Below are 11,997 nucleotides of genomic sequence, written 5' to 3'. Positions count from 1 at the left end.
GCGGTCGCTTTGAAAAGCAATGGCGTTGTACACTAGGTGTTATTTTCCCGCTTACGCAGACACGCCTACTCATGGACAAGACTCGCGTTCTTACCGGCATCACCACCACCGGCACGCCACACCTCGGCAACTACGTCGGCGCCATCAAGCCGGCGATTGCCGCCAGCCAGGACCCTAATGTCCAGTCCTATTACTTCCTTGCCGATCTGCATGCACTGATCAAGTGCCAGGATCCCAAGCGCGTCCAGGAGTCGCGTCTGGAGATTGCCGCCACCTGGCTGGCGCTGGGCCTGGATACCGACAATGCCATCTTCTATCGCCAGTCGGACATTCCCGAGATTCCCGAACTGACCTGGATGCTTTCCTGCGTTTGCGCCAAGGGCCTGATGAACCGGGCACATGCCTACAAGGCGGCCGTGGCCGACAACGAGGCGGCCGGCCAGCAGGACCTGGACAAGGGCGTGACCATGGGCCTGTTCAGCTACCCGGTGCTGATGGCGGCCGATATCCTGATGTTCAACGCCAACAAGGTGCCGGTGGGTCGCGACCAGATCCAGCACATCGAGATGGCGCGCGACATGGCCGGGCGCTTCAACCACCTGTTCAAGGGGCAATATTTCACCCTGCCCGAGGCGGTGGTCGACGAGAAGGTCGAGGTGCTGGGTGGGCTCGACGGGCGCAAGATGTCCAAGAGCTACAACAACACAATTCCGCTGTTCGTCAGCGAGAAGAAACTGCTCAAGCTGGTCCGCAAGATCAAGACCAACTCACTGGAGCCCGGCGAGCCTAAGGACCCTGATACCTGCACGCTATTCCAGATCTATTCTGCCTTTGCCACGGCGGAGGAGACCGAGGCCATGCGCCAGCGTTATCGGGACGGTATCGGCTGGGGAGACGCCAAGAACGAGCTTTTTGACTATCTCAATGCGCACCTGCGCGAGCCACGCGAGCGCTACCAGGCCTTGATGGAGGACCCGGGCTACATCGAGGACGTATTGCGCAAGGGGGCGGAGCGTGCACGTGCCGAGGCGGCACCGTTCATGGACACGCTGCGCCATGCGGTAGGGTTGGGACGCTTCATCTAGCCGGTTCGCAAGGTCGTTATCCGACGCCTCGGCCTTTGCCGGGGCGTCGTCGTTTCAGCCCATCAGTCCGCGAAAGAAGGCGCGCGCGTTCGATTCCAGGCTGTCCACCGCATAGCCTCCTTCCTGAACCACCAGCGTGGGCAGGTTCAGCTCGGCGACGACCTGGCCGAGTTGGGTGAACCCCTGGGTACTCACGCTGACCTTGGCCTGGGGATCATCGGTATAGATATCGAACCCGAGCGCCAGAATCAGCACGTCCGGGGCATACAGTGCAACGGCACGGCAAGCCTCGTCGAGCCGGGCGAAGAAGTCGTCTTCCGAGGCACCGTGGGGCATCGGCAGGTTGAGGTTGTAGCCGTGGCCGGGGCCTTGGCCGCGCTCGTTCTCGAAGCCGCAGACGGCGGGATAGAAGTTGGTCGGATCGCCGTGGACGGAGACATAGAGGACATCGCTTCGGGAATAGAATATCTCCTGAATACCCTGGCCGTGATGCATGTCGGTATCGAGGATCGCGATGCGTGAGTGGTGATGGCTGAGCCGTTGGGCCGCGATGGCCGCATTGTTGAGATAGCAGAAGCCGCCCGCGGCGTCGGCTCGCGCATGGTGGCCAGGGGGGCGGCACAGCGCATAGGCCAGGCGTTCGCCCTGGGTCAGTGCATCGGCGGCCGCGATGGCGCTCTGTGCCGAGGCGTAGGCCGACTGCCAAGTGTATTTGCCCAGCGGCGCGCTGCCATCGGCCAGGTAGCGTCCAGCTTCGGCGAGCACGCCGCGCAGGGCATTGGGTTCACGTACGAAGACGTTGGACATGACCTCGTCGCCCCAGTCCTCAGGCCAGCGCCGATGCGCGCCTTCCAGAAAACGCAGGTAGGGTTGGGTATGTACCTCGTCGATGGGCCCCATGCCGGCATCGTCGGGTATCGCGAGCGAGGCACCCAAGGAGGTCATGGCGGCCAGCAGCGGATCGATGCGTGCCGGCAGCTCCTGGGGCGTGCGCATCTTGCCGCGTGAAAAATAGCTGCACGGGTGATGCAGGGCCTGATCGTCATGATAGAACGTGCGCATACCGGCTCCTGAAAGGCGAGTGGCTCTAGGCTAGCCTTTACTACCTAACATAGCGACCGAGGCTGGTGCTTGAAAGCCAATGCACGGGATATCGCCCGCCGCGCTCGATATCGGCAAGCATGATAACCTATTCGCCCAGGACATCGTTCGACGCCCGGGCGTGATCACGCCTCGTTGGGCTCGGCAGTCATCCATTCACCTGCGTACCACTATGAGCCGAGAGATGAGCGAGCAAGCCAAGCGTCCCTTGTACATCCCCTATGCCGGTCCCTCACTGCTGGAAATGCCGCTGCTCAACAAGGGCAGTGCTTTCTCGCTGAAGGAGCGCATCGAATTCAACCTGGTCGGATTGCTGCCGCAAAACGTCGAAACCATCGAGGAACAGGTCGAGCGTGCCTATCGCCAGTATCGTCAGAACGCCACCAACCTCGACAAGCATATCTACCTGCGCTCCATCCAGGACGACAATGAGACGCTGTTCTTCCGTCTGATCGAAGAGCACCTCGAGGAGATGATGCCGATCATCTACACGCCGACGGTGGGTGAGGCGTGCGAGGAGTTCTCGAATATCTACCGCAACCATCGCGGTATCTTCGTCTCCTATCCCGACCGCGAGCATATGGACGACATCCTGCGCAGCGCCACCAAGGACAAGGTCAAGGTCATCGTCGTTACCGACGGTGAGCGCATCCTCGGTTTGGGCGATCAGGGTATCGGCGGCATGGGGATTCCCATCGGCAAGCTGTCACTGTATACCGCCTGTGGTGGCATCAGCCCGGCTTACACTCTGCCGATCATGCTCGACGTGGGCACCAACAACCAGGCCCTGCTCGACGACCCCATGTACATGGGCTGGCGCCACCCGCGCATCAGCGATGAGGAGTACGCCGAATTCATCGACATGTTCATGCAGGCGGTCAAGCGGCGCTGGCCGAATGTCCTGCTGCAGTTCGAGGACTTCGCGCAGACCAACGCCATGCCGCTGCTCGAGCGTTATCGTGACGAGCTGTGCTGTTTCAATGACGATATTCAGGGGACAGCAGCGGTCTGCGTGGGCACGTTGCTGGCCGCCTGCAAGGCGCGTGGCGTCAAGGTCAGCGATCAGCGCGTCACCTTCCTGGGCGCTGGGTCCGCCGGCTGCGGTATCGCCGAGCAGATCATCGTCGCCATGACCGAAGAGGGGCTCAGCGACGAGGAAGCGCGTCAGCGCGTCTACATGGTCGATCGCCATGGCCTGATCACCGACGACATGCAGGGGCTTTATGACTTCCAGCAGCGCCTGGCACATGCCCAGGACGAAGTCGCCGACTGGCCGGGCAAGACACTGCTGGATGTGGTTCGCAACGCACACCCCACTGTGCTGATCGGCGTGTCAGGCCAGCCTGGCCTGTTCACCGAGGCGGTGGTCCGTGCGATGCACGAGAATTGCCCCAATCCGGTGGTCATGCCGCTGTCCAACCCCACGTCACGCGTCGAGGCCAAGCCGCAGGATGTGCTCGACTGGACCAACGGCGAAGCGCTTGTCGCCACCGGCAGCCCGTTCCCGCCGGCTCAGGTGGGCGATCGCAGTATTCCCATTGCCCAGTGCAACAATGCCTATATCTTCCCCGGCATTGGCCTGGGCGTCGTGGCGGCCAATGCCACACGGGTAACCGATGCCATGCTGATGGCGGCGTCCAATGCATTGGCCGAAGGCGCTCCTATCGTCAAGAACGGGGAAGGCGCACTGCTGCCGTCGCTGGGCGACATTCGTGAGATCAGCAAGTCCATTGCCTTCGCTGTAGCCAAGCAGGCACAGGAAGAGGGTGTGGCGCTAAAATCCAGTGACGAAGTAATCTGGCAGGCGATCGAGCGGCATTTCTGGTATCCGAGGTATCGGGGGTATCGTCGCCGCGCCTTCTAAGATTTCAACGAAAAGTGGCTGCGCTCGCTGCCTTTTCGTAAGAAATCTCAGAACGGGCCGCTTAACAAAAAACACCCCACCACGTATGCGTGGTGGGGTGTTTTCATGTGGAGCCAAACGCGCCGGACAGCCGGCGCGTTGGCGTTTACAGCATGCTGCGCAGCACGAAGTGCAGGATGCCGCCGTGACGGTAGTATTCCATCTCGTTGGCGGTATCGATGCGGCAGGTGGCGTCGAGGGACTTCTCGCCCTTGTCGGACTTGATCGTCACGCGGATGGTACCGCCCGGCTCGAGTTCGCCCAGCCCCTCGATGGAAAACGTCTCGTCGCCGGTCAGGCCCAGCGACTTGCGGTCCTCACCTTCGGGGAACTGCAGCGGCAATACGCCCATGCCGATCAGGTTGGAGCGGTGGATACGCTCGTAGGATTCGGCAATGACCGCGCGTACGCCAAGCAGGCGTGTTCCCTTGGCCGCCCAGTCGCGCGATGAGCCGGTACCGTATTCCTTGCCGGCAACCACCACCAGCGGCGTGCTGTCCTCGGCATATTTCATGGCGGCATCGTAGATGGCCATCTGCTCGCCGGAAGGCACATGGCGCGTATAACCGCCTTCGACGCCATCGAGCATTTCGTTGCGGATGCGCACGTTGGCGAAGGTGCCACGCATCATCACTTCATGGTTGCCGCGTCGCGAGCCATAGGAGTTGAAGTCCTTGGGCTGTACGCCATGCTCCTGCAGGTAGCGACCGGCAGGGCTATCGGGCTTGATCGCACCGGCCGGCGAGATGTGATCGGTGGTCACCGAGTCGCCGAGCATGGCCAGTACCCGGGCTTCCTTGACGTCCTCGACCGGCTCCGGATCCTTGCCCATGCCTTCGAAGAAAGGCGGGTGCTGAATATAGGTGGAGTCCGTGGACCACTCGTAGACCTTGCTCTCGGGAACCTTGAGTGAACGCCAGATCTCGTCGCCGTCGAACACCTCGGCATATTCCTTGCGGAACATGTCGGTCTTGACCTGTTCCACGGCCTCGGCGATCTCCGCCTGGGAGGGCCAGATGTCCTTGAGGTATACGGGCTGGCCATCCTTGCCATTGCCCAGCGGCTCACTGGACAGGTCGACACGCACGTTACCGGCCAAGGCATAAGCCACGACCAGCGGCGGTGACGCCAGCCAGTTGGTCTTGACCAACGGATGAACGCGGCCCTCGAAATTGCGGTTACCGGAGAGCACCGAGGCGACGGTCAGATCACCGGCATCAATGGCTTTCTCGATCGGCTCGGGCAGCGGCCCGGAGTTGCCGATACAGGTGGTGCAGCCGTAACCCACCAGATTGAAGCCGAGCTTGTCGAGATCATCCTGCACACCGCCTGCTGCAAGGTAGTCGGTAACTACCTTGGAACCGGGAGCGAGTGAGGTCTTGACCCACGGCTTGGCACTCAGCCCCTTTTCCACCGCCTTGCGCGCCAGTAGGCCGGCGGCCAGCATCACGCTAGGATTGGAGGTGTTGGTGCACGAGGTGATGGCTGCGATGACCACGGCGCCGGGATTGAGCGTAAAGTTCTCGCCTTCGTACTCCACCTCCTGGCTGTCAGCATTCCGGTAATGGCGATGGGTGTCGTGAATCTCGACATCGTCAACCGAATGGCCACCCTCGGAATTCCATTTGGCCTGCTCCTCGGGGGGGGCATCCGGCGCATCGCCGTTCATCAGCTTCTCGAAAGTGGACTTCATGTCGGTCAGTGCTACCCGGTCCTGGGGTCGCTTGGGCCCGGCCAGGCTGGCTTCGACATCGTCCATGTCGAGTTGCAGGGTATCGGAGTAGACCGGTTCGTGACCGGGTTCGCGCCATAGGCCTTGCGCCTTGGCATAAGCCTCGACCAGCGCAATCTGGTCGTCGTCGCGACCGGTCAGGTGCATGTAGTCGAGCGTCTGCTCATCGATCGGGAAGAAGCCGCACGTTGCGCCATATTCCGGTGCCATGTTGGCGATCGTTGCGCGATCTGCCACCGGCATTTCCTTGAGGCCGTCGCCATAGAACTCGACGAACTTGCCTACCACGCCTTTCTTGCGCAGCATCTGGGTGACGGTGAGCACCAGGTCGGTGGCGGTGATACCTTCGCGCAACTTGCCGGTGATCTTGAAGCCGATGACCTCAGGAATCAGCATCGATACCGGCTGGCCGAGCATGGCGGCCTCGGCCTCGATGCCACCGACGCCCCAGCCCAGCACGCCCAGGCCATTGATCATCGTGGTGTGCGAGTCGGTACCTACCAGCGTGTCGGGATAGGCGAAGGTCTTGCCATCCTCGTCCTTGGTCCATACGGCCTTGCCCAGGTACTCCAGGTTGACCTGGTGGCAAATGCCGGTGCCCGGTGGCACGACACGGAAGTTGTCGAAGGCCTGCTGGCCCCAGCGCAGGAACTCGTAACGCTCCTGGTTGCGCTCCATCTCGATGGCGACGTTATCCTTGAAGGAAGAAGGATCACCGAAATGATCGACCATTACTGAATGGTCGATGACAAGATCCACCGGTGACAATGGATTGATGCGTGCCGGGTCCTCGCCCAGACGCTGAACGGCATCGCGCATCGAGGCAAGGTCGACCACGCCGGGAACCCCGGTGAAGTCCTGCATCAGTACACGGGCTGGCCGGTAGCCGATTTCACGGGTCGAGCGGGCATCCTTCTGCCAGTCGACCAAGGCCTGCATGTCGTCGCGGTAGACGCTGGGCTCGCTGGCGAAACGCAACTGGTTCTCGAGCAGGACCTTGAGCGTGAAGGGAAGCCGCTTGATATCCCCCAATGCCTCGGCAGCCTTGGGAAGACTGTAGTAGTGATAGGTCTTGCCCCCGGCTTCGAGGGTACTCAAGGTATTCGGCGTGTCTTCGGCGCTCATGGAACTCCTCCTCTTCTGTCCTTGCGGCCGGAGCGCGCTCCACCAAGGCTGGCCCGCTCCGGCATGTGGTCGCTAGACCGCCCGCATGTCAGGTTCCCGGGACGATGACCACAAGCTGCTGGTCTGGGGCGGTGATTGTCGACATGTCCCTGTCTCTACTCACATGGTCATGATAGGTGCAGTTTTCAAGCATCGGCCAGCGCAATCGTAATACGAATGCTGCCGAGGCGGTCCCGGAGGATCTAGTCAGCCAGAAAAAAGCCTGATGAAACCTTGAAAACAAGCGTTGCCAACCTCAAGTTGGCAGTTAGTGGCTGGCTGTGGAGCATGTCATGCATGAAGAGTTGCTCACCTCCCGTGAGGTAACCTGCCCCTATTGCAGCACTCGCTTCGACCTGCTGGTCGATACAAGCCAAGGCTCGCACCGTACTTGGGAGGATTGCCCGCGATGCTGTGCGCCGATACAGATCGAGATATCGGTCTCGCCTGGCTCGGGGGAGTTGATGGATGTCGTGCTCGGCCGTGATGATGACGTGTTCTGATGCAGGCTCATGCACTGTTAGTTATATGGCATCACGAAGAATTTTTTAATAGTTTTTTGCAATATGTCTCGATAGACATTACCTATATACGCCATTAGTCTAATCAAATTGGCAAATCCGGGGCCGAGGGGTACGCTCGGTGCCCGTCTACATTCCTCATCAATCACTATCCTGAACAAGGAGATACGAATGAGCGTTTTGGTTGGCCGTCAGGCGCCCGATTTTGAAGCTGCCGCCGTTCTGGGCGATGGCACCATCGTCGAGAATTTCAAGCTGTCCGACAGCAATGGCAAGCTGCGTGTGCTGTTCTTCTGGCCGCTGGATTTCACCTTCGTCTGCCCCTCCGAGATCATTGCCCATGACAATCGTCTGGCACAGTTCAAGGAGTTGGGTGTCGAGGTGATCGGTGCGTCTATCGACTCGCAGTTCACCCACTATGCATGGCGCAAGACGTCTCCCGACGCAGGCGGTATCGGTGAGGTCGGCTTCCCGATCGTGGCCGATGTCAAGCACGAAATAACCCAGGCGTACGGCATCGAGCATCCGGAAGCTGGTGTCGCCCTGCGTGCTTCCTTCCTGATCGACGAGGAAGGCGTTGTCCAGCACCAGACCGTCAACAACCTGCCGCTGGGTCGTAACGTCGACGAGATGCTGCGTATGGTCAAGGCGCTGAAGCACCACCAGAAGCATGGCGAAGTCTGCCCGGCTGGCTGGGACGAAGGCAAGGAAGGCATGAAGGACAATGCCGAAGGCGTTGCCAAGTACCTGGGTGAATACTCCAAGGAACTGTAAGCCTTCGTGTCGAAAGGGCGGCCCACGGGCCGCCCTTTCTCGTCCAGGCTGCTGGCTTGACGCGTGAACTGCGGTCTGTGCTTGCTTTCGGCGAGTCCAGGCCCCAGTTCATGAATCTGTCGTTATAGCCGGTGTCGCGATTGCGGCGCCCATCGCAAGAGAGGTCATCCATGAGTGAAGTCCGCCACGAACGCCTGATCATCCTCGGTTCCGGCCCCGCCGGCTATACCGCTGCCGTGTATGCGTCGCGGGCCAATCTCAAGCCGCTATTGATTACCGGCATGCAGGCCGGTGGCCAGTTGACCACAACTACCGATGTCGATAACTGGCCGGGCGACGATGCCGGTGTCCAGGGCCCTGAACTGATGGAGCGCATGCGCAAGCATGCCGAGCGTTTCGATACCGAGGTTCTCTTCGATCATATTCACGAGGTGGAGCTTCGCCAGCGTCCGTTCACGCTCAAGGGCGACAACGGCACGTATACCTGCGATGCCCTGATCATTGCCACCGGCGCCAGTGCACGCTACCTGGGGTTGCCTTCCGAGCAGCAGTTCATGGGGCAGGGCGTGTCGGCCTGCGCTACCTGTGATGGGTTTTTCTATCGCAACCAGGAAGTCGTGGTTGTCGGTGGGGGCAATACGGCCGTGGAAGAAGCGCTGTATCTCTCCAACATCGCTTCCAAGGTGACCTTAGTGCACCGCCGCGACAGCCTGCGTGCCGAGAAGATTTTGCAGGACAAGCTGTTCGAGAAGGTCGATAGCGGCAACATGGCCGTGGAGTGGAACCATGTCCTCGAGGAGGTGCTGGGTGACGGGTCTGGCGTGACCGGTGTGCGTCTCAAGTCCACCGAGGACGGTACGGTCAAGGAACTGTCGGTTCCCGGGGTATTCATTGCCATCGGGCATACGCCGAATACGGGGATCTTCGAGGGCCAACTGGACATGGCCGACGGGTATATCAGGGTCAAGTCGGGACTTGACGGTAACGCCACGGCGACCAGCGTGCCGGGCGTGTTCGCGGCCGGCGATGTCATGGACCATGTCTATCGCCAGGCAATCACTTCGGCGGGGAGCGGCTGCATGGCAGCACTGGACGCGGAACGTTACCTGGACGACCTGCCGGCCGAGCCGCCGATGACCTGAATCTCTAGGCCCGAAGTCGGTTGCCCTGCCTGGCTTCGGGCCTTGACCCACCTGTTAATGACTCTGCCTTTTTAATAGTGCGGGGGAATTTCATCTTCCAGGCGATAGTCGCCTTCGCCGGGCCCGTCTCCCTGGGCCTGCAGCAGTTGACGCTGCTCGCGCAGCCGCAATTGTAACAGTTCACTTAAACGCTCAAGCTGCGTTAACCTGCGTTCCTGGCCTGCCACGGCCTGATCCAGCGTGTCCAGCCAATCTTCCTGGTAGGCGATACGGCTCTCCAGGGCTTCCAGGCGCTTTTCCAGCCTGTCAAGCGTACCCTCATTGGCCATGGTAGAATCGTTGCGCTGCGTGTTGCCGTTCATCGCGACACCTTCCTGATCATTGCCCGGCATGCCCAGCACGAGGGGTACACACCGTGGCTATTGTCTGTATCACAACAAGAGAAATAGAGGTCCATGAATCGCAAGGTCATACTTCGTTGTAGTCTCGTCAGCCTTCTGTTTGCCATTCCCGCTCCGCTTCTGGTTGCCCTGTTCGTCACGCTGTTTGGCGGTGCCATCACCGACATGCTGGCCGGCGCCGGCATGCTGCAGGTCTATCTGGCAACGGGGCTGGCGGTCTTTCTGGTTCTTCTCGCTGCCACGCTCGCCATGCACTCGCTCTCGCCACGCCTGGCGACGATCGCCGAGGTCGAGAACGACGATCGTGAAATCGGCGAGGTCAAATGGTTCAACGTCAACAAGGGGTATGGTTTCATTACCCGCGATGGCGGGGAAGACGTTTTCGTCCATTTCCGGGCCATTCGTGGCAAGGGGCACCGTACCCTGGCCGAGGGGCAGAAGGTTCGGTACTACGTGGTCGAGAACGAGCGCGGACTCCAGGCAGATGACGTCACTGTCATAACGTGAGCAAGTAGCTACGCTCGCGCGCTTCCTAGCCGTTGTTGCTTTACATGACACCCTACCCAGACGGTAGGGTGTCGTCGTTTCGGTCCAGTCTATTGCCCCGAATCGGGCCAATGGATGGCGCCTTCGCGGCCATCGGGCAGGACCTGCCAGAAGCGGTCGGGGTCGTCGCCGGGCTGCCAGCCGCCCAAGGAGCAGCGTACCTCGCAAGCCAGGTGCCTGGCGGCATCGCGGGCGCAGTCGGTATCCCTGGGCCAGGGCGTGGCGTCGCTATCGAACCACAGGGTGGCGAAGCCGTCAGCCACGGCTTCCACCAGCAGTACAGGAACTTCCGCGTGTTCGCGGTGCCCTCGCGTCCGCCACTTGCGCTTGCCGGCGGGCTTGAGCGATTCGGCGTCGAGGGTGTCGCGCAGCCAGGCCTCGATACGTGGGATATCGGTTTCGGCCAGGTAGATTTCGATGTCGGGATAGCGCTCCATGATGAACCTCAGGTGAACAGGCGGCGCATGATCGTCTCGTAGATACGGCTCAGCGTATCCAGATCGGCGGCACGCACGCGCTCGTTGACCTTGTGGATGGTGGCGTTGAGCGGACCCAGTTCGACCACCTGGCTGCCCAGTGTGGCGATGAAGCGTCCGTCCGAGGTGCCGCCGGCCGTCGACAGTTCGGGGCGCTGACCGACAATTTCCTCGACACCGGCGAGAGTGGCTTCGATCAGATCGCCTTCGGCGGTCAGGAACGGCTCGCCATTGAGCGTCCAGTCCAGGCGGTAGTCGAGCCCGTGGGCGTCGAGGATCGCCTCGGTGCGCTCACGAAGCTGCTCGTGGGTGACTTCGGTGGAATAGCGAAAATTGAACACGACTTCCAGTTCGCCAGGAATGACGTTGGTCGCCCCGGTGCCCGAGCGGATATTGGAAATCTGGAAACTGGTCGCGGGGAAGAAGTCATTGCCGGCGTCCCAGTGTTCGCGACACAGCGCGTCCAGTGCCGGTGCCGCGTCATGTATCGGGTTGCGCGCCAGGTGCGGATAGGCGACATGTCCCTGCACGCCGTGGACATGCAGCACGCCACCCAGCGACCCCCGGCGGCCATTCTTGATCACGTCGCCGAGACGTGCCGTGGACGACGGTTCACCGACGATGCAGTAATCGAGACGCTCGTGGGCCTCGCGCAGGTGCTCGACCACCGCCCGGGTGCCGTCCCGGGCGGGGCCTTCTTCGTCGGAGGTGATCAGAAAGGCGAGGCGCCCGTCATGCTCGGGGTGGGCCGCCACGAAACGCTCCACGGCCGTGATCATCGCCGCCAGGCTGCCCTTCATGTCGGCGGCGCCGCGTCCGCACAGCTCGCCTTCGGCATTGATCTGTGGCGCGAAGGGTGGCGTGTGCCATTGGCTCTCTGGCCCGCTGGGTACCACATCGGTGTGTCCGGCAAAGGCCAGGACCGGCCCGTGATGGCCACGTACCGCCCAGAAATTGACCACATCGCCGAAGGGCAGGCGCTGCACGTGGAAGCCGAGACGTTCCAGGCGCTCGATCATCACGTCCTGGCATCCGGCATCATCGGGGGTGACCGAGGGCCGGCGCATCAGGTCGATGGCCAGTTCGAGCGTCGGGGACAGCGTCGTCGCCGGTTCGGCGGTATCGGACAAGGGCATGAATAGTCCTGCTTGC

11 protein-coding genes are annotated in these 11,997 nt (G+C 61.3%); 6 read left to right on the top strand and 5 right to left on the bottom strand.

All coding sequences use genetic code 11. The features are described 5' to 3' along the window. Positions 1-71 precede the first annotated feature (71 nt). Positions 72-1,085 (top strand): tryptophan--tRNA ligase, encoded by a 1,014-nt coding sequence (locus tag BM194_RS15350; protein ID WP_092848514.1) that lies wholly within the window; start codon positions 72-74, stop codon positions 1,083-1,085. Between the two features lie 54 nt (positions 1,086-1,139). Here BM194_RS15350 and BM194_RS15345 read toward each other — a convergent pair whose 3' ends face one another. Next, positions 1,140-2,147, bottom strand: a complete 1,008-nt coding sequence (locus tag BM194_RS15345; protein ID WP_092848512.1) for a histone deacetylase family protein — start codon at positions 2,145-2,147, stop codon at positions 1,140-1,142. Between the two features lie 223 nt (positions 2,148-2,370). Between BM194_RS15345 and BM194_RS15340 the strand changes: the two genes are divergently transcribed. Continuing rightward, the gene (locus BM194_RS15340; RefSeq protein WP_092848677.1) at positions 2,371-4,050 is read left to right on the top strand and encodes an NAD-dependent malic enzyme; all 1,680 of its coding nucleotides are present in this window, start codon (positions 2,371-2,373) and stop codon (positions 4,048-4,050) included. Between the two features lie 145 nt (positions 4,051-4,195). Here BM194_RS15340 and acnA read toward each other — a convergent pair whose 3' ends face one another. Next, positions 4,196-6,946, bottom strand: a complete 2,751-nt coding sequence (acnA, locus tag BM194_RS15335) for an aconitate hydratase AcnA (RefSeq protein WP_092848509.1) — start codon at positions 6,944-6,946, stop codon at positions 4,196-4,198. Positions 6,947-7,278: 332 nt separating this feature from the next. Between acnA and BM194_RS15330 the strand changes: the two genes are divergently transcribed. The 3 genes from BM194_RS15330 to trxB all read left to right on the top strand — a co-directional run bounded on the left by BM194_RS15330 (position 7,279) and on the right by trxB (position 9,422). Continuing rightward, entirely contained in the window at positions 7,279-7,488 is a 210-nt protein-coding gene (locus BM194_RS15330) for a zinc ribbon domain-containing protein (RefSeq protein ID WP_092848507.1), read from the top strand. Positions 7,489-7,677: 189 nt separating this feature from the next. Next, positions 7,678-8,280 (top strand): peroxiredoxin, encoded by a 603-nt coding sequence (locus BM194_RS15325; RefSeq protein WP_019019587.1) that lies wholly within the window; start codon positions 7,678-7,680, stop codon positions 8,278-8,280. A 170-nt stretch (positions 8,281-8,450) separates the two neighbouring features. Next, positions 8,451-9,422 (top strand): thioredoxin-disulfide reductase, encoded by a 972-nt coding sequence (gene trxB, locus BM194_RS15320; RefSeq protein WP_092848505.1) that lies wholly within the window; start codon positions 8,451-8,453, stop codon positions 9,420-9,422. Positions 9,423-9,493: 71 nt separating this feature from the next. Here the strand turns inward: trxB and BM194_RS15315 are convergent, their stop codons facing one another. After that, positions 9,494-9,784, bottom strand: coding sequence for a SlyX family protein (locus tag BM194_RS15315; protein WP_177223430.1), 291 nt, complete (start codon positions 9,782-9,784; stop codon positions 9,494-9,496). 93 nt (positions 9,785-9,877) lie between these two features. Between BM194_RS15315 and BM194_RS21035 the strand changes: the two genes are divergently transcribed. Then, positions 9,878-10,330 carry a cold-shock protein gene (locus BM194_RS21035; protein ID WP_092848504.1) on the top strand — a complete coding sequence of 151 codons (453 nt, stop codon included), beginning with the start codon at positions 9,878-9,880 and terminating at the stop codon, positions 10,328-10,330. Positions 10,331-10,419: 89 nt separating this feature from the next. Here the strand turns inward: BM194_RS21035 and BM194_RS15305 are convergent, their stop codons facing one another. Beyond that, positions 10,420-10,806 carry a hypothetical protein gene (locus BM194_RS15305; protein WP_177223429.1) on the bottom strand — a complete coding sequence of 129 codons (387 nt, stop codon included), beginning with the start codon at positions 10,804-10,806 and terminating at the stop codon, positions 10,420-10,422. An 8-nt stretch (positions 10,807-10,814) separates the two neighbouring features. Continuing rightward, a complete protein-coding gene (dapE, locus tag BM194_RS15300; protein WP_092848498.1) occupies positions 10,815-11,981 on the bottom strand; it encodes a succinyl-diaminopimelate desuccinylase in 1,167 nt (388 codons plus the stop codon). Between the last annotated feature and the right edge of the window lie 16 nt (positions 11,982-11,997).

Source organism: Modicisalibacter xianhensis, assembly GCF_900113605.1.
Classification (GTDB): Bacteria; Pseudomonadota; Gammaproteobacteria; order Pseudomonadales; family Halomonadaceae; genus Modicisalibacter; species Modicisalibacter xianhensis.
The sequence above is the reverse complement of the archived record's forward strand: the minus strand, read 5'-3'. Positions and strand labels throughout refer to the sequence as shown.

Coding starts and splice junctions, on each gene's coding strand:
- BM194_RS15350 (WP_092848514.1), top strand. CDS start 72: ATGGACAAGACTCGCGTTCTTACCGGCATCACCACCACCGGCACGCCA.
- BM194_RS15345 (WP_092848512.1), bottom strand. CDS start 2,147: ATGCGCACGTTCTATCATGACGATCAGGCCCTGCATCACCCGTGCAGC.
- BM194_RS15340 (WP_092848677.1), top strand. CDS start 2,371: ATGAGCGAGCAAGCCAAGCGTCCCTTGTACATCCCCTATGCCGGTCCC.
- acnA (WP_092848509.1), bottom strand. CDS start 6,946: ATGAGCGCCGAAGACACGCCGAATACCTTGAGTACCCTCGAAGCCGGG.
- BM194_RS15330 (WP_092848507.1), top strand. CDS start 7,279: ATGCATGAAGAGTTGCTCACCTCCCGTGAGGTAACCTGCCCCTATTGC.
- BM194_RS15325 (WP_019019587.1), top strand. CDS start 7,678: ATGAGCGTTTTGGTTGGCCGTCAGGCGCCCGATTTTGAAGCTGCCGCC.
- trxB (WP_092848505.1), top strand. CDS start 8,451: ATGAGTGAAGTCCGCCACGAACGCCTGATCATCCTCGGTTCCGGCCCC.
- BM194_RS15315 (WP_177223430.1), bottom strand. CDS start 9,784: ATGAACGGCAACACGCAGCGCAACGATTCTACCATGGCCAATGAGGGT.
- BM194_RS21035 (WP_092848504.1), top strand. CDS start 9,878: ATGAATCGCAAGGTCATACTTCGTTGTAGTCTCGTCAGCCTTCTGTTT.
- BM194_RS15305 (WP_177223429.1), bottom strand. CDS start 10,806: ATGGAGCGCTATCCCGACATCGAAATCTACCTGGCCGAAACCGATATC.
- dapE (WP_092848498.1), bottom strand. CDS start 11,981: ATGCCCTTGTCCGATACCGCCGAACCGGCGACGACGCTGTCCCCGACG.